The following is a 26,022-nucleotide window of genomic DNA, read 5'->3' on the forward strand; positions in this document are numbered from 1 at the left end:
ATCACGGTTACGGACATGGAGAGGTGATCGATGGGGGTCTCGGGACCCTTCCCCAGTTTCGCGGGGACACCCGACGGCCCGGTCATGGGCCGGGAGGAGGTGGACCGCGCACTGGCGAAGCTCGCCGCCGAACACGAGGCGATCGAGTCCTCGCTGCTCGCCCTCCAGGACCACGCGGGCAGAAGGCTTCTCGAGGGCGCCGAGCTCACGGGCGTCACCAAGGACCGCTGGTCCACCACCGAGCAGGCCATCTCTCTCCTGTGGAGCTACTTCGACGCGTACACCGAGGCCCTCACCCGGGCCCGTGAGGTGCGCTCCCGTCACCGCTGGCCGACGCAGGACGAGTTGGCCGAGCTCACCGAGCTGCTGTGCGGCACCGCGATCACCCTGCCGAGCAGCGCCACCCTCGGCGGTTCCCCGCTGCTCAGCGAGGAGTTGGGCCTGGACCGGCTGGTCGACCGGATGAACCGCTGGTACGCGGAGGCCCTCGACGTCATCGTCAGCGCCGACGCCGTATGGTCCGCGCTGCCCGCCCGGATCGACATGCTCTCCGCCGAGCTGCACCGCACCCGCTCGCTCGCCCACTCCGTGGGGGTGCGCCCCGGCGAGCACCCCTCGGGGGACGATCTGGAGCAGATCACCGCCGAGCTGACCGCGCTGCGCGCCGAAGTGGTCTCCGACCCGCTGGCGTTCTGGAAACCGGCCAGCGGCAGCTCCGCGCCCGGCGGCGGCAGCCCCGACACCGAGCGCTATGACCGCGCCGCCCGCGCCCTGGAGGATGTGCGCCGGGAGATCGAGGCGGTCCTGGATGTGCGGCAGGACGCCGAGCGGCGGCTGATGCGGCTGCGGGATGTGCTCTCCCGCGCCGACCGCACCCTGGCGGAGGCGCGCCAGGCGCGCGGTGAGGTGCTCGCGAAGATCGCGGCATCGGAGGTTCCGGCCGTCAGCGGCCCGCCGACCGCGCTGCACGAGCAGCTGGTCGCCGCCGCCGACTACCGCAGGCGCTCGCAGTGGCACCGGCTCTCGCCGCTGCTGGAGAGCCTGGAGCAGCGCGCCGACGACGAGCTGCTGCGCGCCCGCGAGTCGTTGACCGCGGTCACCGCGCCGCTCGCGGTCCGCGCCGAGCTGCGCGGCCGTCTCGACGCGTACAAGGCGAAGGTCGCCCGCCACGGCATGGCGGAGGATCCGTTCCTGGTGGAGCGGTATGACGTGGCCCGCCGGATGCTGTGGAGCGCCCCGTGTGATCTGCGGGCGGCCGAACAGGCCGTGCTGCGCTACCAGCAGGCGGCGGCCGAGGCCCTGGTGCCACGCCAGACGGGCCCGGCCGGGCAAGGCATCGAGGGAGGCACGGAATGAATGCGGCGGTCGTCGCCTGCCAGCGGCGTGACTGCGGCGGGTCCTACGAGGACGTGGGCGGAGGCGAGCTGTACTGCGATGTCTGCGGTATGGCCCCGGTCGTCTCACCGCAGGGGATGGTGGCCTCACCGCCCACCGGGATCACCGGCCAGGCCGGGCCGGGCGGAAGCTCCTCGGCGCGGAGCGGGGGTTCCTCGGCGCGGAGCGGGGGCTCGTCCGCGCGGACCGGGGGTTCCTCGGCGACCGGCCGGGATTCCTCGTCCGGCACCTCGGGCCGGTCCCGTTCGGCGCGCTCCTCCTCGTCCCGGCGCTCGGTGTCCGGGCGGCTGTCCCGCTCCATGTCCGGGCGGACCTCGTCCCGTTCGGTCTCGGTGCGCAGCTCCCGCTCCGCCACCTCGGCCTCCTCGGGGCGGAACGCCCTGGGCGCCGGTCTGGTCAGCGTCCCGGATGTGCCGCGGCCCGATCCGCGGACGGCGGTACTGGCGGACCCCGAGGTCCCCGAGCGCAAGCGGTTCTGCAGCCGCGGGGACTGCGGCGCCCCGGTGGGCCGCGCCCGCGGCGAACGGCCGGGCCGTACGGAGGGGTTCTGCACCAAGTGCGGCCATCCGTATTCGTTCGTCCCGAAGTTGAACCCCGGTGACATCGTCCACGGCCAGTACGAGGTCGCGGGCTGTCTGGCGCACGGCGGGCTCGGCTGGATCTATCTGGCCATCGACCGCGCGGTGTCGGACCGCTGGGTGGTCCTCAAGGGCCTGCTGGACACGGGCGACGAGGAGGCGCTGGCGGCCGCCGTCTCCGAGCGCCGCTTCCTCGCCGAGATCGAGCACTCCAACATCGTCCGGATCTACAACTTCGTCGAGCACCTCGACCAGCGCACCGGCAGCCTCGACGGCTACATCGTCATGGAGTACGTGGGCGGCAAGTCCCTGAAGGACATCGCCAACGCCCGCCGCACCACCGAGGGCCGCCGCGATCCGCTGCCGGTGGAGCAGGCGTGCGCCTACGGCATCGAGGCCCTGGAGGCGCTCGGCCACCTGCACAGCCGCAATCTGCTCTACTGCGACTTCAAGGTCGACAACGCCATTCAGCAGCAGGACCAGCTCAAGCTGATCGACATGGGCGCGGTCCGGCGGATGGACGACCACGACAGCCCCATCTACGGCACGGTCGGCTACCAGGCCCCCGAGATCTCCGAGTCCGGCCCGTCGATCTCCTCCGACCTCTACACGGTGGCGCGCACCCTGGCCGTGCTCACCTTCGACTTCCAGGGCTATACCAACGTCTACGTGGACAGCCTGCCGGACCCCGAGCACATCGAGGTCTTCCGGACTTACGAATCCTTCTACCGGCTGCTGGTGCGCGCCACCGATCCCGACCCGGGGCGCCGCTTCGCCTCCGCGCGGGAGATGGCCGACCAGCTGACCGGGGTGCTGCGGGAGGTCGTGGCGCTGCAGACCGGGCGGCCCCGGCCGGCCCTGTCCACGCTCTTCGGACCGGAACCACGCGTCGTGGACACCGAGTTGTTCGCCGACGACGGAAAGGACCCGTCCCTGCTGGGCGCCCGGACCGCCGGCGGGGGCGCCACCGCTGCCGCCGTCCCCGCGCAGCGCCCGCCGGGCCCGCTGGCCCTGCCGCTGCCCGCCATCGCCACGCTGGACGGACGGGCCACCGCGCTGGCGCTCCCGGTGCCGCTGGTGGACTCCGACGACCCCAACGCCGGATTCCTGGCCGGTCTGCTGGCCGCCGACCCCGCCGAGGTGAGCGCCGCGCTGCGGACCGCGCCCGTGGACTCGGTCGAGCTGCGGCTGCGCCGGGTGCGCGCCCAGCTGGAGCTGGGCCAGGAGCATGACGCGGGCGTCGCGCTCACCGGTCTGGAGGCCGCGTACAGCGACGACTGGCGGATCGTCTGGTACCGGGGGCTGCACGCGCTGGCCACCGGCGACCGCGAGACGGCCGCGCTCTCCTTCGACGCCGTCTACGACGCGTTCCCCGGCGAGCCCGCGCCCAAGCTGGCACTCGGCGTCTGCGCCGAGGTGCTGGGCCAGTTGGACAACGCGGCGGAGTACTACCGGCTGGTCTGGGCCGCCGACCCCAGCTTCGTGAGCGCCGCCTTCGGCCTCGCCCGGGTCCTGCTGTGCTCGGGGGACCGTCCGGGCGCGGTGCGGGCCCTGGAGTCGGTGCCGGAGTCCTCGATCCACTACACGGCGGCGCGGGTCGCCGCCGTACGGGCCCGGCTGCGCCAGCGCGCCCCGTACGACGCCCTGCTGAGCGATCTGACGGCCTCGGCGGCCCAGGTCGAGCGGCTGGGCGAGTTCGGTCTGGACGCGGTGCGGCGCGAGCGGCTGCGGACGGAGGTCCTGGGCACCGCCCTGGATTGGGTACTGTCCGGCAGCAGCGGGGCGCCCCCGGGACACAACCGGCCGCCTCTGCTCGGCAGCAGCCTGGACGAGCGCGGGCTGCGCTTCGGATTGGAGCGCTCGTACCGTGTACTCGCCAGACTCGCGCAGCGAGGCGAGGAGAGGATCGAACTGGTGGAGCGGGCCAACCGTTTCCGCCCCAGGACGTGGGTGTGATCGATGTCGCAGATGCCGCAGCCGCCCCAGCTGTCAGCCTGCCCGACCTGTGATGAGCCGCCGCAGGCGGGAGACAGATACTGCGATCAGTGCGGTGCCGATCTGACGGTGGCGGCCGCGCTGGCAGCGGAGGCCGCGCTGTCGGCGGAGGCGATCGCCGACCGGCCGGAGGCACACGGCGATCTGCCGGAGGCACACGGCGACCTGCCGGTGCCGCCGCGGGTGAACGGGGCGGCGCGGTCCACCCACCCGGGGCCGGAGCCGGACGACTACGAGCTGGCCGCCCCGGCCCCCGGCGGGTACGGCCAGGTGGCCGATCCGCGGGCCGCTGCGGCGCTCGGCGCGCTCGCGGCGCCCGGCGAGTCCGGTATGCCCCCGGAGACCAACGCGAGTACGCACACCAGCGCGGCGAGCAGCGCGGGCAGCGGGACCGGCACCGGCACCGGTGTGGACCCCCGACTGCCCGGCGGCGAGCACCGCCCCCGGTGCGCCGCGTGCCAGGAGGGCACCATCGACCAGGACGGATACTGCGAGCGCTGCGGATACGCCCAGGCACGGACACGCGACCATATGGAGAGCGAGCTGGAGGGAGTCGCGGCGGCCAGCGACCGCGGGCTGCGCCACCACCGCAACGAGGACGCGTTCTCGGTGTCCACCGCCGCGCTGCCCGACGGCTCACCGGCCATGGTCGCCGTGGTGTGCGACGGGGTCTCCTCGGCCACCCGCCCCGACGACGCCTCGGCCGCCGCGGCCCATGCGGCGAGTCAGGCGCTGCGGGCCTCGCTGCCGCATGGCGCCCACCCCCAGCAGGCCATGAACGAGGCGATCATCGCCGCCGCCGACGCGGTCAACTCCCTGGCCCTGGACACCGGCGCGGCCGCCCCCCACCACGAGGGGCAGCGCCATCAGAACGCACCGGCGTGCACCATCGTCAGCGCCGTCGTCACCAGCGACATCCTCACCGTCGGCTGGGTCGGGGACAGCCGCGCCTACTGGGTCCCCGACGACCGTAACGCCCCGCCCGCGCGGCTCACCGAGGACGACTCCTGGGCGGCCCAGATGGTGGCCGCGGGGCTGATGTCGGAGGCGCAGGCGTACGCGGACGAGCGCGCCCACGCCATCACCGGCTGGCTCGGGGCGGACGCCTATGAGCTGGAGCCCCACACCGCCTCGTACAAGCCGGACCGGCCGGGCGTCGTGGTGGTGTGCACCGACGGGCTGTGGAACTACGCCGAATCGGCGGAGCAGATGGCCCGCGCGGTGCCGCCGGACGCCCGTTCCCGGCCGCTGAACAGCGCGCAGGTCCTGGTCGGCCACGCCCTGGACGGCGGGGGCCACGACAACGTAACAGTGGCGGTCGTGCCGTTCCCCGCTGCCCCGGGCCGGGCAGGATCCGCCTGACGGTCGCCAAGGAGCGGATGACATGGCCCACTTCTCCACGCCCGATGCGCCGCGGTTCTCGGTCGAGGTCTACCAGAACGAGTACCTCCCCGAGGGGGGCCGCGAGGTGAACGCGATCATCACCGTCACCTCGGCCGGCGGCGGGGCCACGGCAGGACCGCCGATACCCGCCCCCGCCCGTGGTGGGTACGAGGACGCTCCCGGCACGTACGACAGCGCGTCCGGCCGGGGCGGCGGCTCCCCCAGCGCGGCCGTGGTGATCATGGTGGACTGCTCCGGCTCGATGGACTATCCGCCGACGAAGATGCGCCACGCACGGGACGCGACCGCCGCCGCCATCGACACCGTGCGCGACGGCGTGGCCTTCTCGGTGGTGGCGGGCACCCACAAGGCGGTCGAGATCTTCCCCGGCGGCGGGCGGCTGGCCATCGCCGATCCGCTCACCCGCGCCCAGGCGAAGGAGGCGCTGCGGAGCCTGAGTCCGGGCGGCGGCACGGCGATCGGCACCTGGCTGCTCCAGGCCGACCTGCTGTTCGACTCCACCGACGCCGCGATACGGCACGGCATCCTGCTCACCGACGGGCGGAACGAGCACGAGGAGCCGCAGCGGCTGCGGACCGTGCTCGACGCCTGCGCGGGCCGCTTCACCTGCGACGCCCGCGGGGTGGGCACGGATTGGGAGGTCGAGGAGGTCACCGGGATCGCCACCGCCCTGCTCGGAACGGCGGACATCGTGGCCGATCCCGCCGGGCTCGCCGCGGACTTCACACGGATGATGGAGACGGCGATGGGCAAGGAGATCGCCGACGTCAGCCTCCGGCTGTGGACCCCCAAGGGTGCCGAGGTGGCGTATGTGAAACAGGTCGCACCGACGGTCGAGGATCTGACCGCCCGGCGCGTCGAGGCCGGTCCCCGCGCGGGCGACTACCCCACCGGGTCCTGGGGCGATGAGTCCCGCGACTACCACCTGTGTGTGAGGGTTCCGGCGGCGGAGGTCGGCCAGGAGATGCTCGCGGCCAGGATTTCCCTGGTTCAGCCGGTGCCCGACGGGGTCGGCAGCCCGCCCAGTCCCCTGGCGCAGGGGCTGGTGCGCGCGGTGTGGACCGATGATCTGGCCGTCTCCACCGCGATGAATCCGCAGGTGGCGCACTATACGGGCCAGGCCGAACTGGCACAGGCCATCAAACAGGGCATGAATGCCCGCAAGTCCGGCGATGCCGAACAAGCGACCGCGAAGCTGGGGCGTGCCGTACAGCTGGCGGCCGCATCGGGGAACGAAGACACGGCGAAACTGCTTGCGAAGGTGGTGGACGTGCTCGATGTGGCGGCAGGTACTGTGCGACTGAAGGCGAAGGTCGCGGAGGCGGACGAGATGACACTCGAAACGCGCTCCACCAAGACAGTTCGCGTCAAGAAGTAGCACATAACCAGCACTCACGTAGCACTTCTCGGCAGAAACGCCAAGAACGCCACAGAGGGGGATCCGACATGCCGACCTGTCCCAACGGCCACCAATCGGCGGCCGACGACTGGTGCGAGGTGTGTGGGCACCGGATGTCGGGGACACCCATGCCCTCCGGCGCCGTCCCGCCACCTCCGCCCACGCCGAACGGCCCCGGTGTTCCCGTGCCACCGGGTGGCTACGGGAGTCCGGGGCCGGGTGGCCCACCGCCGCCCGGCGGCGCGGGCGGCTACGGCTATCCGGCACAGCAGCAGGAGCTGTGCCCGCAGTGCCGTACGCCGCGTGAGGCACAGGCCCCGTTCTGTGAGGAGTGCCGCTTCAACTTCCAGACCCACACCCCGTCTCCGTACGGCCCGCCGCAGGGCGGTTACGCGCCGCCGCAGCAGCCCGGTCCGCCGCAGCCCGGGCCCGGGGGGCCGCAGGGCGGGCACCCGACGCAGGGCGGCGGTCAGCCCCCCGGCTTCGGCGGCGACAGCGACTGGACGCTTCCGCCGCCGCAGGGGGGCGCACCGCACCCGGGCACGCCCCCGCACGGCGCACCGCAGCAGGGCGCCCCGGGCCACGGCGCGCCCCAGGCCCCGCAGTACGGCTACGGCTACCCCCAGGCCCCGGCGCCCCCGGCCCAGCCGTACGGGAACGAGGGGTACGCCCCGCCCCAGCAGCAGGGGCCGGGGCACCAGCCGCCACAGCAGCAGCACCCCGGTGCCCCGCAGCAGCAACACCCCGGCGCCCCGCAGCAGCACCCCGGCGGGGCCCAGTTCGGCCAGCCCGGGGCCCCGGCGCAGGCGCCCGGGAACTGGATAGCCGTCGTCGCCCCGGACCGCGAGTACTTCATGGCGATGATGAACCGCAGTGGCCCGGAGGCCGCCGGGCTGAACCTCCCGGCCTACTCCCCCGAGCAGCAACTGCCGCTCAACGGCCAGCAGATCACCATCGGCCGGCGCCGCCACAGCACCGGTGAGGCCCCCGACATCGACCTCGGGCGGCCGCCCGAGGACCCGGGCGTCTCGCACCAGCACGCGCTCCTCGTCCAGCAGCCCGACGGCGTCTGGGCGGTCGTCGACCAGGACTCGACGAACGGCACGACGATCAACGGCGGCGAGGAGCCGATCCAGCCGTTCGTGCCGGTTCCGCTCCGGGACGGCGACCGCGTCCACGTGGGCGCCTGGACGACGATCACGGTGCGCCGGGGCTGAGACCCCGGAAGGGCTCAAGACGGCCGGGAGGGCCCAGCGGCCAGCCGTAGGCGCCCTCCGGGTCGTCCAGCCAGGCCCATTGGCGCTCGCCCCGCACCGTCACCCCGTAGCGCTCCCGCCCCGGCCTGCCCTCGTGCTCCCACAGCGCGAGGGCCTCGACCGGCTCCATATGGCCCGCGGCCACGTTCAGCAGGAAGCGGAAGGAGTCGTCCAGCAGCGGCCGGGACGGCAGCCCGTGGGTGGGCACCCGCGGCGGCGGGCCGCTGCCGCGCAGCGGGACGAAGTACGCGGGGATGGCCAGGAAGCGCCCCTCGGCATGGCGGGCGTCGGCGACCCTCAGGGCGATCAGCCCGGTCGCGAGCGGCGTCAGGATCAGCGCGTCCGGCCGGCACTGACCGAGCCATGCGGACGGGATGGACGCCACGGCGCAGGTGGCGATGATCCGGTCGTAGGGAGCGTGCAGCGGACAGCCGCGCGCCCCGTCGCCGGTGACGACCGCGGGGCGGAACCCGGCCGCGGCCAGATGGTTGCGGGCGGCCTCGGTGATCTCCGGGTCGAGGTCGAGGGTGGTGACGTGGGCGTCGCCGAGCCGATGGGCCAGCAGCGCGGCGTTGTAGCCGGTGCCCGCGCCGATCTCCAGCACCCGGTCCCCGTCCCGCACCTGGAGCGCCTGGAGCATCCGCGCCATCAGCGACGGCTGGCTGCTGGAGGTGATCAGCTCACCGTCCCGCACCCGCGTGGCGAGCGGGGCGTCCGCGTAGGCGCCGGCCAGCCAGCGGGCCCGGCGCAGCGGGTGGGGGTCGTCGCGCCACAGCCGGGTGTAGCCGACCGTCCCGTGCGCCGCATCCACCTCTCCTGCCTCTGCCGCCTCCGCCGCCCCTGCCGTCCCCGCCGCCGCTCCTGCCGTCCCCGCCGCTCCTGCCGTCTTGGCGCCCGGCGGTGCGGCCGCCGCGGTCGCGTCCCCCGCCTCGTAGTAGTAGGGCACGAACAGATGGCGCGGCACCTCCTCGAAGGCCGCCCGCCAGGCGGGGTCGGTGAGTCCGCCGCCCGCCACGACCTCCCGGACCAGCCCGGTCCGCAGCGCCGCGGCCTCCTCGGCGCACCCATCGACCTCCCGGCCCGCAGGCTTCCGCCACGCCATACGCTCCGCGGCGTCCGGCGCACTGCGTGTGCTCCCGCCCGTGCTGCCCATGACTCCACTCTCCTGCGCCCGGCCCCCGGCCGCGACCCACGCCCCCTTTTCCAGACGGGGGCGTCTGAGAGCATGGAGGCGTGAAAGAGATTCCGCGAGGCACACTTCAGGAGCAGACCTTCTACGAGCAGGTCGGCGGCGAGCAGACCTTCCGGCGTCTGGTCCACCGCTTCTACCAGGGGGTCGCGGAGGACCCGCTGCTCCGGCCGATGTACCCCGAGGAGGACCTGGGGCCGGCCGAGGAGCGACTCACACTCTTCCTGATGCAGTACTGGGGCGGTCCCCGCACCTACAGCGACAACCGCGGCCACCCCCGGCTCCGCATGCGCCACGCACCCTTCGCCGTGAACCGCGCCGCCCATGACGCCTGGCTGCGCCATATGCGCGACGCGGTGGACGAGCTGGAGCTGGCCCCGGAGCTCGAGCGTCAGCTGTGGCACTACCTCACCTACGCCGCCGCCTCCATGATCAATACGGAGGGCTGACCCGGCGGGTCGCCCTGGAGGACTGATCCGCCGGGCCGACCGGTGGGCTGATCCGCCGGGCCGACCGGCGGGCTGACCCCGGTGGGCTGACCGCCGGGCCGGCCGGTGGGCTCAGGCGGGCGTGACGGACAGCCCGGACAGACCGCCGGACAGGCCCTGCGTACGCACCGCGATCGAGCCGTACGGCGTGCGCAGCCGCAGCCAGCCGCCCGCGGCGAGCAGTGCCAGGGGCTCGGCCATGGAGCCGAGCGCGGCCGCGGCGACACTGGGGAGAACCTCGAGGCCGGACGGGGCGGCGAGCGCCCGGACCGGACGCAGGAAGCCCAGCGACTGCGCGGCGTGCACGGCGCGCAGCGGGAGCCCGGTGTCGCCGAGGGTGCGGGACCAGATCTCATGGCCGATGCGGTCGCGCTCGGCGCGCGTACGGCGCTCCTCGGGGAGCGCCGCGTCACGGGCCCGGAACTCGGCGACGGCGGCGGCGACCGCCCCGCGCACCTCGTCCACGCCCGGCAGCCCGTCCACCCGGCGCCAGCCGCCGCGTGGCGGCAGCACTCCGGCCCACGGCGGGCCGGTGACGGCCTGCGGCACGGTGACCGCCAGGCCCCGGTCGCGGCCCTCGGGCCCGTCGGCGGTCCGCGCGGCCCGCGCCGTGTCCAGCGCGTCCGCGAACTCGCCCGCCGAGACTGTCGTATCCAGCGCTCCCGGCCCGGCCGCCGCCCCGGCCGACGTGTGCGGCGTGTCCGGTGCGGCCTCGGTGCTGACGATCGCCTCGAGCCGCGCCGTACGGATCGCGAGGACCTCGAAGGAAGGCGGCCGGCCGAAGACGGCGAGCACACCGCCGCCCGCCTGCAGCCGCACCGCCGCCGCCCGGTCGTAGTGGATCAGCCGGGCCAGGAAGGCGGCGAGATCGGCCGCCTCCCCGGCGTCGGCGAAGTGGAGTTCCTGGCTGGAGGCCGTCATACCGAGACGGCCCCCTCCGCCCGTCCGGCGCCATCGGTGGATCCGGCGGGCTTCGTGGCCGCCTTGGACGCCTTCTTGGCGGAGCCCTTCTTCACCGGGTCCGGCTCCAGGTACTCGGTCAGGAACTTCTCCTCTTCCGGGGTGACCCGGCGCGGGCGGCCCTGGTCGAGGTCGTAGGGCACGATACGGGTGGCGGCACGCGCATACAGGGCGTCCTCGTCCTTGATCTCATAGCGCAGGGTGAGATACGCGGCCTTGATCTCCGTCACCCAGGTCTCGATCGTCACCGGCCGGTGGCGGTGGACGAGCGGCCTCAGATAGTCGATCTCATGCCGGGCCACGACCACGCCGCCGGTGAACGCGTCACTCCCGTTCCCCGGCGCCAGCCGCCACATGAAGTCGACCCGGGCCTCCTCCAGATAGCGGAGGAAGGTCACGTTGTTGACGTGGCCGAACGCGTCCATGTCGGACCAGCGCAGGGGACAGGGGTAGATATGGCGTGCCATCCACTCAGCCCCGGGTCAGCTTCTTGTAGGTGGCGCGGTGCGGACGGGCCGCGTCCGGGCCGAGCCGCTCGACCTTGTTCTTCTCGTACGACTCGAAGTTGCCCTCGAACCAGAACCACTTGGAGTCGCCCTCGTACGCCAGGATGTGGGTGGCGACGCGGTCGAGGAACCAGCGGTCGTGGGAGACGACCACGGCGCAGCCGGGGAAGTCGAGCAGCGCGTTCTCCAGCGAGGAGAGGGTCTCCACGTCGAGGTCGTTGGTGGGCTCGTCGAGGAGCAGCAGATTGCCGCCCTGCTTGAGGGTGAGCGCGAGGTTGAGGCGGTTGCGCTCACCGCCCGAGAGCACCCCGGCCGGCTTCTGCTGGTCCGGGCCCTTGAAGCCGAAGGCGGAGACATAGGCGCGGGAGGGCATCTCGACCTGGCCGACGTTGATGTAGTCGAGCTCGTCGGAGACGACCGCCCACAGCGTCTTCTTGGGGTCGATGTTGGCGCGGCTCTGGTCGACGTAGGAGATCTTGACGGTCTCGCCGACCTTGATGCTGCCCGCGTCGGCGGTCTCCAGGCCCTGGATCATCTTGAAGAGCGTGGTCTTACCGGCGCCGTTGGGGCCGATGACGCCGACGATGCCGTTGCGCGGGAGGGTGAAGGAGAGGTCGTCGATCAGGACCTTCTCGCCGAACGCCTTGGAAAGGTTCTCCACCTCGACCACGACATTGCCCAGGCGCGGGCCCGGCGGGATCTGGATCTCCTCGAAGTCCAGCTTCCGGGTCTTCTCGGCCTCGGCGGCCATCTCCTCGTAACGGGTCAGCCGGGCCCGGGACTTGGCCTGGCGGCCCTTGGCGTTGGAGCGGACCCAGTCCAGCTCTTCCTTGAGGCGCTTGGCGCGCTTGGCGTCCTTCTGGCCCTCGACCTTCAGACGGGCCTGCTTCTTCTCCAGGTAGGTGGAGTAGTTGCCCTCGTAGCCGATGGCGCGGCCGCGGTCGAGCTCCAGGATCCACTCGGCGACGTTGTCCAGGAAGTACCGGTCGTGGGTGATGGCCACGACGGTGCCCGCGTACTTGGCGAGGTGCTGCTCCAGCCAGTTGACGGACTCGGCGTCGAGGTGGTTGGTGGGCTCGTCCAGCAGCAGCAGGTCGGGGGCCTCCAGCAGCAGCTTGCAGAGCGCGACGCGGCGCTTCTCACCACCGGAGAGGGTGGTGACCGGCCAGTCACCGGGCGGGCAGCCGAGGGCGTCCATGGCCTGCTCGAGCTGGGCGTCCAGGTCCCAGGCGCCTGAGTGGTCCAGCTCCTCCTGGAGCTTGCCCATCTCCTCCAGCAGCTCGTCGCTGTAGTCGGTCGCCATCTGCTCGGCGATCTCGTTGAAGCGGTCCAGCTTGCCCTTGGTGACCGCCACGCCGTCCTGGACGTTCTCCAGCACGGTCTTGGACTCGTCCAGCGGGGGCTCCTGGAGCAGGATGCCGACGCTGTAGCCGGGTGAGAGGAAGGCGTCACCATTGGACGGCTGCTCCAGGCCGGCCATGATCTTCAGCACCGTCGACTTACCGGCGCCGTTGGGGCCCACGACACCGATTTTCGCGCCGGGCAGAAAGCTCAGCGTGACATCGTCGAGGATCACCTTGTCGCCGTGCGCCTTACGCGCCTTGCGCATGGTGTAGATGAACTCAGCCAAGAGAAACCGTCCGGCAATCTGGTAGGTATCGAGGTGCGGCTCCGCCGCGGTGTCCGTATCCGTGGCGGCTCCACCGCGTGAGGGCAGATACAGCCATCTTGCCGTACGCCGCGCCCGAGGCGGAAACCCGTTTGGTCCGGCGTGCGGCATGGGTCCGGCATTCGCCGTCCCCCCGCGACGCGAAGGGCCGGAGCCTCCACGAGGCTCCGGCCCTCCATCACCGCGTTCTCCGATGATCACCACATTCGGTGACCGTCGCTTCACTCAGCGATCACTGCTGCCCGGCGTCGTCGCCCTGGCGTCACCGCCCTGGCGTCGCCGCTCTGGCGTTCACTCGCCCGCGGGCGCCTTCTTCTTGCGAACGAAGAAGATCGCGCCGCCACCGACCACGACCAGCGCCACGGCGATGCCCGCGATCATCGGAGTGTTGCTGCTGCTACCGGTCTCGGCGAGGTCGCCACCGGAGGTGTCACCGCCGGTGCTGCCGCCGGCCGACGCGGGGCTCGGCTGCGACGAGGGGGTGTCGCTGCTGCCGCCGCTGCTGGAGGTCTTGCAGTCGAGAACGCCGGAGAAGGTCTTCTCGAAGCCGTTCGGACCGGCGATGGTGAACTTGTAGCTCTGGTCCTCCTTCACCGGGGCGGTGACGGTCTTCGACTGACCCGCCTCGACGGTGTACTTCTGGCCCAGCAGCTCGAAGGTGAACGCCTCGTCGCCCTTGTTGGTGGCCGTGATGTCCACGCCGCCCTTGGCGCAGTCCTTCTCGGCGGAGACCGCCGGGACCGCGCCCTTCTTCGCCCAGTTCGCGGTGGCGGTGGCGGAGACGGTGCTCTCGCTGGAGCCGGCCAGGATCTGTGTCTGGCTCTTGGTGGCGCTGGCGAACGCGCGGCCCACCGGAACCTTGGTGGCGGCCTGCGCGGTCAGGGTGGCGGAGCCGTCCGACGCGCCCTCCGGGACGTCGAAGTACACCTCGCCGCCGTCGGAGGCGCTGGTGAGGGTCTTGCCGCTCTTGTCGACGAGCTTGACGCCGCTGCCCGCGGACTCGGTGCCCGGGGTCAGGGTGACGCTGTCGGCGTTGGTGTGGACCTTCACCGGGCCGAGCCGCTCACCGGCCTTGCCGGAGACGGCCGGCGGGTCCAGGCTCAGCGACGCCTTGGGCTCCTGGAGGTTCTGGGCGTTCTTCTCCAGGTAGTCGGCCAGCTTCTCGGCCTCCGGGTCGGCCGCGTCCACCTTCGCGTTGTCGGAGAAGCGCCAGATGGCGACCTGCGTACCCGCGGCGGCGGTCTTCTCGGTGAGGGGACCGGTGCCCGCCGTCTTCGCCAGCGCGCCGAGGTCGTTCACCTGCGGGTAGGAGTTCTGCAGAACCCAGTTGATCTTGCCCGCGTTGGGGTTGTTCGCCAGCGACGTCTCGGACCAGGACTTCTCCTCGTACTTCGCCTTGCTCTGCGTCGGGTTGTGCAGATCAATGCAGTACGTCTGGATGGAACCGCCATTGTCGACCGACATCTCGAAGAGACCGGCGCCGACCTGCTGGTCCTTGCCGTTGTCGTGAATGATGGCCTTGTCGAACGTCTTGAGACCACCCAGCGTGGCGGTGGCGCCGCCCTGACTCGGGGGCGCGTCATCGGCGGCGGCGGTGCCGGCGGTGACTATCGCGCCCGCCGCGACCAGACCGGACGCCAGAACGGCGGCCGCAAGGCGGGCAGCGCCCCGCCTCCTTACAGAAATCATCGTTTCCCCTCCGGGCGAGCGCCAGTCAGTTGGTGCGCCTCGCCAGCGAACTCAAAACTCAGGAACCCCCGTTGGGCACGCACGGATCCTAGGGAGAAAGGAACCGCACGCTCCCCAGGAATACCTAGACCCAACCGATCCGAATCGGAATCGTTATCTAATCTCCAGATCCCATATGACCTGGGATTATCGACAAATCTCCCGTAGTCGCGGCCACTCACGGGGAAGTTGCCCCGGTCGGCGTGTTTAGAAGCGGTTTGGCCTGTGAAACCCGGCGAAATGCGGATGTACCCCGCGCGAGATCGTGGCCGACCGCCACCGCGTCGATGTCCGCGGTGACCCAGCGCCTGGGCTGATGCGCCCCGCCGCCGGAATCCACGCCCGGGGCCGGAGGCTCGGCCGCGCCTCCCCCGTCTCCCGGGAGCGGCCGGTCCCGCTCCCGCTCTCGCTCTCGCTCCCGGTCCCATTCGCGCTCCCTCACCCGCAACGTCCCATGGACGACGAGGGGTTCACCGAGCGATACCGACCCGGCGACATTCGCGGCGAGCGACCGCCACGTCCAGACCGTGTAGAAACTCGTGTACGCGTCCGCCCACGCGTCCCGCCCCCGGTCCCAGCGGCGCACCGTCACCGCCAGCCGGAACCGGGCCACCGCGACACCCGCCGCCGTCTCCCAGAAGTCCGGCCGCGTCGCGGCATTGCCCACCACGGTCACCCAGCTCTCGTTCACCGGCTACGCCTCCCCCATCACTTCGCGGCTCTGCCGTGCCGTTCGTGGACCATGCTGCCCGGCATCGCGAAACCCCGCCGGGGCCTGTGCACGACCCCGCGTTTGTGGATAACTCGGCCACCCGGACGAGTGACCAGCCGTCACGCCCCGGCCCTGAGACCGCGTCCCGTCACGCCGAGCCGGGGGTGTCCGGCGGAGCTTGGCGCCTGCGGCGGGCAGCCCCCTCCCCGCCCCTTCCCGAAACTGGGGCTCTGCCCCAGACCCCGGGTCCAGGCCTGGGCTCCGCCCCAGACCCCGGGTCCAGGGGCGGAGCCCCTGCCACGCGGCGATGCCGCATAGCGATGCCGTGGGGACGGGCGGGGAAGCATCGCCATGCGGCTCCGCAGCCTGGTCCGCCGGACGCCCCGTAGAGCGTCGCGTACCGCCCGTCACCGCTGGTCCCCTCCCCGCCCCTTCCCACAACTGGGGCTCCGCCCCAGACCCCGGGTCCAGGGGCGGAGCCCCTGCCACGCGGCGGAGCCGCATAGCGATGCCGTGGGGACGGGCGGGGAAGCATCGCCATGCGGCTCCGCAGCCTGGTCCGCCGGACGCCCCGTAGAGCGTCGCGTACCGCCCGTCACCGCTGGTCCCCTCCCCGCCCCTTCCCACAACTGGGGCTCCGCCCCAGACCCCGGGTCCAGGGGCGGAGCCCCTGCCACGCGGCGATGCCGCATAGCGATGCCGTGGGGACGGGCGGGGAAGCATCGCCATGCGGCTCCGCAGCCTGGTCCGCCGGACGCCCCGTAGAGCGTCGCGTACCGCCCGTCACCGCTGGTCCCCTCCCCGCCCCTTCCCACAACTGGGGCTCCGCCCCAGACCCCGGGTCCAGGGGCGGAGCCCCTGCCACGCGGCGGAGCCGCATAGCGATGCCGTGGGGACGGGCGGGGAGACATCGCCATGCGGCTCCGCAGCCTGGTCCGCCGGACGCCCCGTAGAGCGTCACGTACCGCCCCTCACGCCCCGCCCGCCGCGATGACGTACTGCGCCCGTACCTCCCCGTACCGCGCCAGCTCCGTCTCCACCGGCTCCAGGACCCGCCTGCGCCCGCACTCGGCCGCCGCCTCCCGCAGGCGGCCCTCCACCGACCGGCCGTGGCGCCGGGCGGGTCCGCGCGCGGCCGCCCTGGAGCCCCACGCCAGCGCCGGGCCGACCGCCGCGCCGCCCGCCACCAGCAGCGCAGGCATCCACCACTCCGGCCCGCCGAACGCCCCGGCCATGGCCCCCAACAGCCACAGCACCCCCATCACTTGCGCCAGCAGCACGGTCACCTGAGCCGCGGCCACCATCGACCACCACACGGGCCGGACCGGCCGTCGGTGTGCCGTCTCGGCCGCCACCGCCTCGTCGACCGCCTCCGCCAGCCCTCTGCCGCCCCACGCCGCCGCCTCCCGCACGGCCTGGGCCCATGGACCGGGCAGCCCGGCCGTCGCCTCGTCCCCGAGCGTCCGTACCGCCTCCTCCACCGCGGGGCGCGCCGTGACCGCCTCCACCGCCGACGTGCGCGCCCGCGCGCCCGGGATCTCCGTCCACTCCCTGGCCCCGGGGGCTCGCGAGCCCCGAGAGCCGCCTCGAGAGCTTCCTGAGGCGCGGCTCCTCCTCCCCCGCAGCCGCCCCCACGGGGTTCCGCACGCCCACTCCGCGTCCCTCAGCCAGGCGCGCTCGGCGGCCTTCCCGGCCGCGCCCGCGCCCGCCGCCTCGGCCAGCCGGTCCTCGAACTCCGCCCGCGCCCGCTCGGTGAGCCCGACCGGCCCGCTGTCCGCCACATACTGCGGCCGCAGTCGCGTCATCGTGCCGTCCACGTCCGCCGACAGCCGGCGCTCTGCCGCCCCGCACTCGGCCGTGAGCCGCCCGAGCATCTCCCGCAGCTCCCGGACGCCCTCGCCGGTCAGCGCGGACAGCGCGAGCACGGCGGCCCCCGGCTCCCCGTGCTCCCCGAGCGCGAGCCCGTCCTCGTCCAGCAGCCGCCGCAGGTCGTCCAGCACCTGGTCCGCGGCCTCGCCGGGGAGCCGGTCCACCTGATTGAGCACGACGAAGGTCACCTCGGCGTATCCGGCGAGCGGCCGCAGATAGCGCTCATGAAGGACCGCGTCCGCGTACTTCTCGGGGTCCACGACCCACACCACCGCGTCGACGAGGCCCAGCAGTCGGTCCACCCGTTCCCGGTGGCCCGGGGCGGCCGAGTCGTGGTCGGGCAGGTCGAGCAGGACCAGGCCGCGCAGCGCGGGGTCGTATGGATAGCCCGGGTTGCGCCGGTCCACCGCCGGGATGCCGAGGCGGTCCAGCAGGCCGTCGGCGTGGTCGGTCCACGCGCAGGCGAGGGGCCTGGCGGTGGTGGGGCGGCGGATGCCGGTCTCGGAGAGAGGGGCTCCGGCGAGGGCGTTGAACAGTGTCGACTTACCGCTTCCGGTGGCCCCGGCGACGGCGACCACGGTGTGCCCGTAAGGATGCCGTCCCCGCGCGTCCGCCTCGTCGAGCACCCGCGCGGCCCCGGCGAGCGCGCGCCCCTCGAGCCGGGACCGGGACAGCCCGACGAGCTGGCGCAGGGCCTCCAGACGGGGCCGTAGGGTGCCCGTGGCGAAGCTGCGGACGCCGGCCTGGTAGACGGCGTACGGAGGGCCGCCGAAGGACCGCCGGCCGGTCTCCTCTCCGGGGAAGAAGCCCGCCGCGGCGCCGGGGATGTCCGGTGCGGCCTCCTCCATCGCCCCCTGGTCCATCGCACGGGGCGGGCGGCCCGCGGCGCGCCCGGCGGCCCGGCGTTGCGCACGCCGGGCGATCAGGCCGTCGTCCCAGGTGTGGCGGCCTCCCGCCGCCCGGTCTCCCCCGCCGCCCCCGCCGCCCTCCTTGCCACCGTTGCCCTCCGTGGCCGTCACCTGCGGTCACCTCTCCTTCTGCAGTACGGACAGCGCGGCGATCAGCTCGACCTGGTGTTCCGGGGACATGTCCAGGGCGTCCAGCGGGGCGAGCCTGCGGTCACGCTCCGCCCGCATGACGCGGGTGACACAGCCGTCGAGCAGCCGTCCGCCGCGGTCGCCCAGGCGCAGCGCCGCATGCGCGCCCAGGGCCTCGGCAAGCTTCTCGCCCGCCTTACGGGCGCGGCGCCCGCCCAGGAGGGACGCGGCGAGCAGGGCGGCGATCTCCTCGGGCACGCAGCTGCCCCCGCGTTCGGCGATCCGGGCCCGGGCCTCCTCCTCGGCCAGCTCCTCGGCGCAGCGCCGCCAGTGCCGTACGGCCACGCCGATCCGCTCGGCGGCGCCGCGCGCGTCGCAGGGCGCGAGCCCGGCCCGCGCGGCCGGGTCGTGCCGCCCGGCCTCCGCGACCCGTTCGTCAGCCGTGGCGGCCGCGCTGCGCAGCAAGGTGGCCAGGGAGTCGGTGAGAGCCGTAAGGAGCTCATCGGGGGCGCTGCCGTGCGGCAGGCCGTGCCAGTGGGCGAGCGCGCCGCCCGCGAGCGCCGCGCCCTGCGCGATCTCGCGCCGCACCCGCTCCCCGGCCTCCCCGTACGCGCCCTCGACCCGCTGGATCAGCCGCACCGCGGCCGCGTGCTGCGCCGCCGCGGCCCCGGCCAGCGCGGGCATCCGGGCGCGCAGCGAGGCGAGCGTCCCGGCGGCCGTACGGGCGGCGGCGACGGTACGGGCGTACGGATCCTGTGCGTGCTGGGTGAGCCAGGCCCGCAGGGCGGCGACGGCGGTGGCCGGGAGCAGCCCGCTGCCGCCGCCCGCGGATTCCGGGAGCTCGGGGATGGTGAAGCGCGGGACATCGCCGAGCCCGGCCGCCGTAAGGAGCCCGGCGTACTGCCGGGAGACCTCGGCGGCCAGCTGGTGCGGCACCCGGTCGAGGACGGTGACGAGGGTGACGTCGTACTCCTTGGCGGTCCGCAGCAGATGCCAGGGGACGGCGTCGCCGTAGCGGGTGGCGGTGGTGACGAGCACCCAGATGTCGGCGGCGCAGATCAGTTCCGCGGCCAGCTCGCGGTTCCGCGCGACCAGTGAGTCGATGTCGGGCGCGTCGAGCAGGGCGAGCCCCCGCGCCAGCCCCGGGTCGGTCTCCACCCGCAGCGCCGCCGGCCCCTCCTGCGCCCGCTCCTCCTCGTCGTACGCGCTCTCCGCCCGCTCCCCCTGGGCCGGCACCCACACCCGGGTGAGCCGCGGCAGCACCCGCTGCCCGGCGAACCAGGGGTGGTCGTCGGGGTGGCACACCAGCACCGGCGTCCGCGTTGTGGGCCGCAACACACCGGCCTCGGTGACGCGTCGGCCGACCAGCGAATTGACGAGGGTGGACTTGCCCGCTCCCGTCGATCCCCCGATTACCGCCAGCAGGGGCGCTTCGGGGGCGCGCAACCGGGGCACGAGGTAGTCGTCCAGTTGAGCGAGCAGCTCGGCACGGCTGCGGCGAGCGCGGTCGGCGCCGGGAAGGGGGAGCGGAAACCGAGCGGCGTCGACTCGGTCACGCAGTGAGGTCAGCGCGTCGAGCAGCCGGGGCCGTACGTCCAAGATCGCCACGTGGTGAAGAATGCCCGCTTTTGGTGACTTTTTGAAGCGTATGCTCACTCGTGCGCGTCAAAGAGACCCACCCGGATCACCCCAAAAGGGGCACGAGGCGGACGTGACGACAGGGGCGCGGGCATAACGAGTACACAACACCCGTTCCCTGAGGCGTGAAAAACGATGCAAGTTTCGGACCTGCCTGCGATTATCAGACCGCTTCACCGAACCTCCACAACGTGCCACGGAGGTGAAGCAACCGGGGCGAGGTGCAAGGAGCCCTATCCTTGTCCCGGCAAGGTCACGGTCCGTCGAGCCCGGCCACCCGCACCACGGCCGCCCCGTCGGCCCCGCAGGCACCGGGGGCTCACCCGCTCCATGACCACCACCGGCCCCCGTAGCTCAGTGGATAGAGCAGGCGCCTTCTAAGCGCTTGGCCGCAGGTTCGAGTCCTGCCGGGGGCGCACTGGACCCTCTCCTCTACGCACGTAGCGGAGGGGGTCTTCGCGCTGTTCGCAGTACGTACAGACGAATACCGGCCGCCTCGAGGGCGGCGAGAAGCGGCCGAGGCGCCCGTCCAGGGTCAGCCCTCGCGGCCCTCGGTGCCGCCGCCCGTCTCGGGGCCCGGTCCGCCGCCGGTGCGGTCGTCCTCGGTGCCGAGGTCCACCGGGGCACCCATGGCCTCGGAGAGGGGCGGTCGGCTGGTGGTGGGGACCTCGTGGGGGACGACCTCGGGGTGGTGGAGGTCGAAGGCGGGGGATTCGGAGCGGATCTTCGGCAGGGTGAGGAAGTTGTGCCGGGGCGGGGGGCAGGAGGTGGCCCATTCCAGGGAGCGGCCCCAGCCCCAGGGGTCGTCGAGTTCGACGCGCTTCCCGTACTTCCCGGTTTTCCACACGTTGTAGATGAACGGCAGCGTGGACAGGCCCAGCAGGAACGAGCCGATGGTGGAGACCGTGTTCAGCGTGGTGAAGCCGTCGGCGGCCAGATAGTCGACATAGCGACGCGGCATGCCGATGACGCCGAGCCAGTGGTGGACCAGGAAGGTGGTGTGGAAGCCGATGAACAGGGTCCAGAAGTGGATCTTGCCGAGGCGTTCGTCGAGCATTCTGCCGGTGAACTTGGGCCACCAGAAATAGAATCCGGCGAACATCGCGTAGACCACCGTGCCGAAGACCACGTAGTGGAAGTGGGCGACGACGAAATAGCTGTCGTGGACCTCGAAATCCAGCGGAGGCGAGGCCAGGATCACCCCGGTCAGCCCGCCGAAGAGGAAGGTGACCAGGAAGCCGATGGCCCACAGCATCGGCGTCTCGAAGGAGAGGGAGCCACGCCACATGGTTCCGATCCAGTTGAAGAACTTCACCCCGGTCGGCACCGCGATGAGGAACGTCATAAAGGAGAAGAACGGCAGCAGCACCGCTCCGGTGGCGAACATGTGATGGGCCCACACCGTCGCGGAGAGGCCGGTGATGCCGATGGTGGCGCCCACCAGACCCATATAGCCGAAGACCACCTTGCGGGAGAACACCGGAATGATTTCGGTGATGATGCCGAAGAACGGCAGGGCGATGATGTAGACCTCGGGATGGCCGAAGAACCAGAAGAGGTGCTGCCACAGCACCGGCCCGCCGTTGGCCCCCTCGAAGACGACCGCGCCGAATTTGCGATCCGCCTCCAGCACCAGCAGGGCGGCCGCCAGGACGGGAAAGGCCAGCAGCACCAGGATCGAGGTGAAGAGGATGTTCCAGGTGAAGATGGGCAGCCGGAACATCGTCATCCCCGGGGCGCGCATGCACACGACGGTCGTGATGAAGTTGACGGCGCCCAGGATCGTCCCGAAGCCGGAGAGGGCGAGGCCCATCACCCACATGTCGCCGCCCACGCCCGGTGTCCGCGTCTTGCTGCTGAGCGGGGTATAGGCCGTCCAGCCGAAGTCCGCCGCGCCGCCGGGGGTGAGCAGACTGCCGATCACGATCAGCCCGCCGAAGAAGAAGAGCCAGTACGAGAGCATGTTCAGCCGGGGGAAGGCGACATCCGGGGCGCCGATCTGGAGCGGCATGATCTCGTTGGCGAATCCGGCGAAGACCGGCGTGGCGAAGAACAGCAGCATCAGCGTGCCATGCAGGGTGAAAGCCTGGTTGTACTGCTCCGGGCTGATCAATTGCAGTCCGGGCCGGGCGAGTTCGGCCCGCATGATCATGGCCAGCAGGCCGCCGATCAGAAAGAAACCGAACGCGGTCACCAGGTACAGGTGTCCGATTTTCTTGTGGTCCGTGGTGGTGAGCCAGTCGACCACGATGCTGCCGAGTTTGGTGGGTTCGGCGGGAGCTTCATATTCGGGCCTGGTTGTCGTCGCCATGTCCGTGTCCGCTCCTCGGCCGTCTGCATGGGTGGGCGGCCGGCGGCACCGGCCGACGAATTCGTTGTATCGATTCGCCCACCATTACCCGAAGCGGAATGGCGATTCGGACCCGACTCGCCGTAGAGGCAGGGTCATTCACCGGGTCATTCACCGGCGTCCTGGATGCGGCTCGCGGGCCGGTCCGCGCCGCCATCGCCGGATTCCCGCGCTCACGACGATTGCCACGGCGCTCAGCAGCGCCGATCTCACCCGTCGCACACGTGACATCGGTTTCTCCCGTCCTCTGGGATGAGCGCCTCGCAGCTCCTCACATTCGAGCGCGCCGGTGCGCGCCGGTGCGGGAGCGCTCCGCTCTCGGCGGGCGTGCCCGCCTCTCGCGGGCGCGTTCCGCTCTCCGCACCGGCTTCTGCGTCGGCTTGCGCGTCGGCCAACTGCTATTTCCCCTTGTAGACGGCCTTCTGGACGTCGTCGGGGCCTTCGAAGCGGCCCTTCTTGACGTGGGACAGCTGGTCGACCAGTTCCCGGTCCGCTCCGTTGTCCTTCGCGCGTTCCACCAGGGAATCCCGGTCGGCCGGATAGCTGACCCCCTTGAGCGCCTTCTGGAGATCCGTGGGGTTGGGCTTCGCCATGACCAACGCTCCCTTCAACTCTTCGTCGCGTGTCTGGGGCCCGCCCCGAGTTACCCATGGCCGGAGGGCCCATTCAGTTGGCTCTCCGTGAGCGGGTGACCACCCGAGCCGGGCCATCGGGCACGTCGGCGGCCGGGGCCTCACCACCCCTGGCCGGTTTTACCGCCCCAGAACGCGTACATGGGAATCCCTTTACCTTCCCGTTCGTTCCACGCATGCCCCCCACGGAACCCAGAACGAACGCCCCCCACACGGAACAGAGAACGATCACAGTGACAGTGAAGGAGTGAACGCCGCGATGGTGTTCAAACGAGTGCTCGGCTCGCTCGGGGTCGGCGGGCCCGTCGTGGACACGATCCTGGACCGGGAGCCAGTGCGCCCCGGCGGGGTGGTGCGGGGGCATGTGCGGCTCCGAGGCGGAGGCAGTGCCTGCGATCTCGAGCACCTCGCGCTGGAGCTGGTCGCCGGGGTCGAGGCCGGGCACGGCGGTGAGGAGCACGAGGGCGGCGTGGTCTTCGACCGCCTCCGGCTCGGCGGCGGGTTCCGGCTCGACGCGAGAGAGCACAGAGATATTCCGTTCACCATTCACATACCGTGGGAGACGCCGCTCACCGAGGTGTCCGGGCAGCCGCTGGGTGTCGTCCTGGGCGTCCGGGTCGAGCTCGCGGCGGCGGGCACGAAGGACCACGGCGATCCGGAGCCGCTGATCGTGCACCCGCTGCCGGTCCAGGAGGCCGTGCTGGGGGCACTGGGCCGACTCGGCTTCGGCCTCGTCGCCGCCGATCTGCGACTCGCCCATATAGCGGGCACCGGACAGCGGCTCCCCTTCCACCAGGAGATCGAGCTCACCCCCGCCCCTCAGTACATCCATGACGTGAACGAGATCGCGCTGACCCTTCTCACCGGCCCCGCCGGCATGGAGGTCGTCCTGGAAGCCGACAAGCGCGGCGGGGGCTCCGGCGCCCACGGCCGCCACACCGTGCGCCATGAGCGCCCTGAGCAGCGCGACTGGACCGGCGAGGTCGACTCCTGGATCCGGGCGCTCATCGAACCCCGCGCCACACATACCGCCCGCGATGACCGCACCGGTGCGGTCATCGCGGGCATCGCGGGCGCCCCAGGCGTCACGGCCGGAACGGCGGCGGGTGGGGCCGCAGGCGGCGGCATGGGCGGCGGCATGGTCGCGGCCGGGCTCGGCGACGCGTTAGGGAACTTGGGGGACTTGGGGAACTTAGCGGGCTTGGGCGACTTGGATGACCTAGAGCGCTTAAACGGTTCAGAGGGTTCAGGGGGCACAAAAGACTTAGGGGGCCCGGGGCCCGAGAAGGAGAGCCGGGGCTGAGCCGTGGAGCGACGGGGAGGGCCGCGGATCGTCCCGCGGCCCTCCCCGTACGCACCGGCGAACGGCTAGGAACGACGCCCCACCGCGTCCGGGTCGTCCACCACCTCCCGCGGCTTCTCCGCCACACCATCGCCCCCGCCCTCGACCGCCGCGGCGGCAGCGGGCTCGCGGCGCGCCGCCAGCCGGGCCGTGACCCGCCGGGCGACGGGCTCGGTCCAGCGGGCGGTGAGCGGCCCGAGGACGACCAGGATCAGGACGTACGCCGTGGCCAGCGGGCCGAGCGATGGTTCGATACCGGCCGTGACGGCGAGCCCCGCGATGACGATCGAGAACTCGCCACGGGCCACCAGCGTGCCGCCCGCCCGCCAGCGGCCCCGGGCCGAGATCCCGGCCCGCCGCGCCGCCCAGTAGCCGGTGGCGACCTTCGTACCGGCGGTGATGACGGCCAGCGTCATGGCGGGCAGCAGCACCGGGGGAATGCTGGCCGGATCCGTGTGCAAGCCGAAGAAGACGAAGAACACGGCGGCGAACAGATCCCGCAGCGGGCTGAGCAGATGGTGCGTGCCCTCGGCGACCTCCCCGGACAGGGCGATGCCCACCAGGAACGCGCCGACGGCCGCCGACACCTGGAGCTGCTGGGCGATCCCCGCCACCAGCAGCGTCAGCCCGAGCACCACCAGCAGCAGCTTCTCGGGGTCGTCGCTGGAGACGAAGCGGGAGATGTGCCGTCCGTAGCGGACGGCCAGGAACAGCACCAGACCGGCCACGCCGAGGGCGATGGCCAGGGTGACGCTGCCCGCCGCCAGGCCCGCACCGGCCAGCAGGGCGGTGACGATCGGCAGGTAGACGGCCATCGCCAGGTCCTCGAGGACGAGGATGCTGAGGATCACCGGGGTCTCGCGGTTGCCGAGCCGACCCAGATCGCCGAGCACCTTGGCGATGACGCCGGAGGAGGAGATCCAGGTGACGCCCGCCAGCACCACGGCGGCCACCGGCCCCCAGCCCAGCAGCAGGGCCATGACGGCGCCGGGCAGGGCGTTGAGCCCCGCGTCGACGAGCCCGGCCGGGTACTGGGTCTTGAGATTGCTGACCAGGTCGCTGGCGGTGTACTCCAGGCCGAGCATCAGCAGCAGCAGGATGACGCCGATCTCGGCGCCGATCGCGACGAACTCCTCGCTGGCCCCCAGCGGCAGCAGTCCGCCCTCGCCGAAGGCCAGTCCGGCCAGCAGATACAGCGGGATCGGGGAGAACTTGAGCCGCCCGGCCAGCCGCCCCAGCAGCCCGAGGCCCAGGATGACCGCGCCGAACTCGATCAGAAAGACAGCAGAGGAATGCATGGGCTCACTCCCGCCCTAGTATCGCCGCGGCCGTCTCCACACCCTCGCGGGTGCCGATCACGATCAGCTCGTCCCCACCGGCCAGCCGGAAGTCGGGGGTCGGGGAGGGGATCGCCTCCGCCCTGCGCAGCACGGCCACGATCGAGGCGCCGGTCTCCGTCCGCATCCGCGTCTCGCCCAGCACCCGCCCGTTCCAGTACGACGTGGTCGACAGCTCGATCCGCTCGGCCACCAGCCCCAGCTCGGTGGTGGACAGCAGATTCGGGCTGTGATGGCTTGGCATCAGCACCCCGACAAGCGCCTCCGCTTCCCCTGGGGTCAGCCTGGTGGACAGGGCACACTCATCGGGATCCTCCTTCCGGTAAGCACTCAGCGTCCGTCCGCCGTCGCGATGTGCGATGACCGAAAGCCGCCTGCTCTCTCGCGTCGTCAGGTCGTAGCGAACCCCGATGCCGGGCAACGGCGTACTGCTCATGCGCGGAGCGCCCACAATCATCCCTCTCGTCGCTCGATGCTTGTGCCACCCTAACGAATGGCAAAGAATTGGTAATGACGGCAGGTGTGCGAGGGTGCGATG

The 26,022-nt window shown here is 72.3% G+C and carries 19 protein-coding genes and 1 tRNA gene; 8 read left to right on the forward strand and 12 right to left on the reverse strand.

The window, feature by feature from the left end; genetic code table 11:
* Nucleotides 1–30 precede the first annotated feature (30 nt).
* From IEJ02_RS37725 to IEJ02_RS37745, 5 genes are all read left to right on the forward strand, one after another.
* Complete coding sequence (locus IEJ02_RS37725) at nucleotides 31–1,356, forward strand: coiled-coil domain-containing protein (protein ID WP_137977985.1); 1,326 nt, start codon at nucleotides 31–33, stop codon at nucleotides 1,354–1,356.
* Nucleotides 1,353–3,929, forward strand: a complete 2,577-nt coding sequence (locus IEJ02_RS37730) for a serine/threonine-protein kinase (RefSeq protein ID WP_191068916.1) — start codon at nucleotides 1,353–1,355, stop codon at nucleotides 3,927–3,929. The genes IEJ02_RS37725 and IEJ02_RS37730 overlap by 4 nt, the downstream gene beginning before the upstream one ends.
* 3 nt (nucleotides 3,930–3,932) lie before the next feature.
* Entirely contained in the window at nucleotides 3,933–5,330 is a 1,398-nt protein-coding gene (locus IEJ02_RS37735) for a PP2C family protein-serine/threonine phosphatase (protein ID WP_191068917.1), read from the forward strand.
* 22 nt (nucleotides 5,331–5,352) lie between these two features.
* The gene (locus IEJ02_RS37740) at nucleotides 5,353–6,750 is read left to right on the forward strand and encodes a vWA domain-containing protein (RefSeq protein WP_191068918.1); all 1,398 of its coding nucleotides are present in this window, start codon (nucleotides 5,353–5,355) and stop codon (nucleotides 6,748–6,750) included.
* Nucleotides 6,751–6,818: 68 nt separating this feature from the next.
* A complete protein-coding gene (locus tag IEJ02_RS37745) occupies nucleotides 6,819–7,988 on the forward strand; it encodes an FHA domain-containing protein (RefSeq protein ID WP_191068919.1) in 1,170 nt (389 codons plus the stop codon).
* On the opposite strand, the gene IEJ02_RS37750 is transcribed toward IEJ02_RS37745, so the two are convergent.
* The gene (locus tag IEJ02_RS37750; RefSeq protein WP_498067122.1) at nucleotides 7,969–9,180 is read right to left on the reverse strand and encodes a methyltransferase domain-containing protein; all 1,212 of its coding nucleotides are present in this window, start codon (nucleotides 9,178–9,180) and stop codon (nucleotides 7,969–7,971) included. The two genes, IEJ02_RS37745 and IEJ02_RS37750, sit on opposite strands and share 20 nt — an antisense overlap.
* 80 nt (nucleotides 9,181–9,260) lie before the next feature.
* On the opposite strand from IEJ02_RS37750, the gene IEJ02_RS37760 reads away from it, so the two are divergent.
* Nucleotides 9,261–9,665, forward strand: coding sequence for a globin (locus IEJ02_RS37760; RefSeq protein ID WP_191068920.1), 405 nt, complete (start codon nucleotides 9,261–9,263; stop codon nucleotides 9,663–9,665).
* A gap of 111 nt (nucleotides 9,666–9,776) precedes the next feature.
* Here the strand turns inward: IEJ02_RS37760 and IEJ02_RS37765 are convergent, their stop codons facing one another.
* The 7 genes from IEJ02_RS37765 to IEJ02_RS37795 form a co-directional block, all read right to left on the reverse strand.
* Complete coding sequence (locus IEJ02_RS37765; protein ID WP_191068921.1) at nucleotides 9,777–10,625, reverse strand: DUF8185 domain-containing protein; 849 nt, start codon at nucleotides 10,623–10,625, stop codon at nucleotides 9,777–9,779.
* Nucleotides 10,622–11,131 carry an acyl-CoA thioesterase gene (locus IEJ02_RS37770; RefSeq protein WP_191068922.1) on the reverse strand — a complete coding sequence of 170 codons (510 nt, stop codon included), beginning with the start codon at nucleotides 11,129–11,131 and terminating at the stop codon, nucleotides 10,622–10,624. The genes IEJ02_RS37765 and IEJ02_RS37770 overlap by 4 nt, the downstream gene beginning before the upstream one ends.
* A 4-nt stretch (nucleotides 11,132–11,135) precedes the next feature.
* Nucleotides 11,136–12,800: an energy-dependent translational throttle protein EttA gene (gene ettA / locus IEJ02_RS37775; protein WP_137977989.1), complete on the reverse strand. Its 1,665-nt coding sequence runs from the start codon at nucleotides 12,798–12,800 to the stop codon at nucleotides 11,136–11,138.
* Between the two features lie 330 nt (nucleotides 12,801–13,130).
* Nucleotides 13,131–14,528, reverse strand: a complete 1,398-nt coding sequence (locus IEJ02_RS37780; RefSeq protein WP_191068923.1) for a Cys-Gln thioester bond-forming surface protein — start codon at nucleotides 14,526–14,528, stop codon at nucleotides 13,131–13,133.
* 217 nt (nucleotides 14,529–14,745) lie between these two features.
* Nucleotides 14,746–15,258 (reverse strand): single-stranded DNA-binding protein, encoded by a 513-nt coding sequence (locus IEJ02_RS37785; RefSeq protein ID WP_191068924.1) that lies wholly within the window; start codon nucleotides 15,256–15,258, stop codon nucleotides 14,746–14,748.
* A gap of 992 nt (nucleotides 15,259–16,250) precedes the next feature.
* On the reverse strand, nucleotides 16,251–18,167 hold the full coding sequence (locus IEJ02_RS37790; protein WP_191068925.1) for a GTPase: 1,917 nt from the start codon (nucleotides 18,165–18,167) through the stop codon (nucleotides 16,251–16,253).
* 6 nt (nucleotides 18,168–18,173) lie between these two features.
* Nucleotides 18,174–19,784, reverse strand: a complete 1,611-nt coding sequence (locus IEJ02_RS37795) for a dynamin family protein (protein ID WP_191068955.1) — start codon at nucleotides 19,782–19,784, stop codon at nucleotides 18,174–18,176.
* A gap of 382 nt (nucleotides 19,785–20,166) precedes the next feature.
* Here IEJ02_RS37795 and IEJ02_RS37800 point away from each other — a divergent pair.
* Nucleotides 20,167–20,239, forward strand: a tRNA-Arg gene (locus tag IEJ02_RS37800).
* Between the two features lie 119 nt (nucleotides 20,240–20,358).
* Here the strand turns inward: IEJ02_RS37800 and ctaD are convergent.
* Together ctaD and IEJ02_RS37810 are read right to left on the reverse strand one after the other, a co-directional pair.
* Nucleotides 20,359–22,134 carry an aa3-type cytochrome oxidase subunit I gene (gene ctaD / locus IEJ02_RS37805; RefSeq protein ID WP_191068926.1) on the reverse strand — a complete coding sequence of 592 codons (1,776 nt, stop codon included), beginning with the start codon at nucleotides 22,132–22,134 and terminating at the stop codon, nucleotides 20,359–20,361.
* Between the two features lie 437 nt (nucleotides 22,135–22,571).
* The gene (locus IEJ02_RS37810) at nucleotides 22,572–22,766 is read right to left on the reverse strand and encodes a DUF2795 domain-containing protein (protein ID WP_137977991.1); all 195 of its coding nucleotides are present in this window, start codon (nucleotides 22,764–22,766) and stop codon (nucleotides 22,572–22,574) included.
* A gap of 298 nt (nucleotides 22,767–23,064) precedes the next feature.
* On the opposite strand from IEJ02_RS37810, the gene IEJ02_RS37815 reads away from it, so the two are divergent.
* On the forward strand, nucleotides 23,065–24,108 hold the full coding sequence (locus tag IEJ02_RS37815) for a sporulation protein (protein ID WP_191068927.1): 1,044 nt from the start codon (nucleotides 23,065–23,067) through the stop codon (nucleotides 24,106–24,108).
* A gap of 65 nt (nucleotides 24,109–24,173) precedes the next feature.
* Here IEJ02_RS37815 and IEJ02_RS37820 read toward each other — a convergent pair whose 3' ends face one another.
* Together IEJ02_RS37820 and IEJ02_RS37825 are read right to left on the reverse strand one after the other, a co-directional pair.
* Nucleotides 24,174–25,445: a cation:proton antiporter gene (locus IEJ02_RS37820; protein ID WP_191068928.1), complete on the reverse strand. Its 1,272-nt coding sequence runs from the start codon at nucleotides 25,443–25,445 to the stop codon at nucleotides 24,174–24,176.
* A gap of 4 nt (nucleotides 25,446–25,449) precedes the next feature.
* Nucleotides 25,450–25,920, reverse strand: coding sequence for a cation:proton antiporter regulatory subunit (locus tag IEJ02_RS37825; protein ID WP_191068929.1), 471 nt, complete (start codon nucleotides 25,918–25,920; stop codon nucleotides 25,450–25,452).
* Nucleotides 25,921–26,022: the final 102 nt, after the last annotated feature.

Source organism: Streptomyces sp. 5-10, assembly GCF_014712245.1.
Taxonomy (GTDB): Bacteria; Actinomycetota; Actinomycetes; order Streptomycetales; family Streptomycetaceae; genus Streptomyces; species Streptomyces violaceusniger.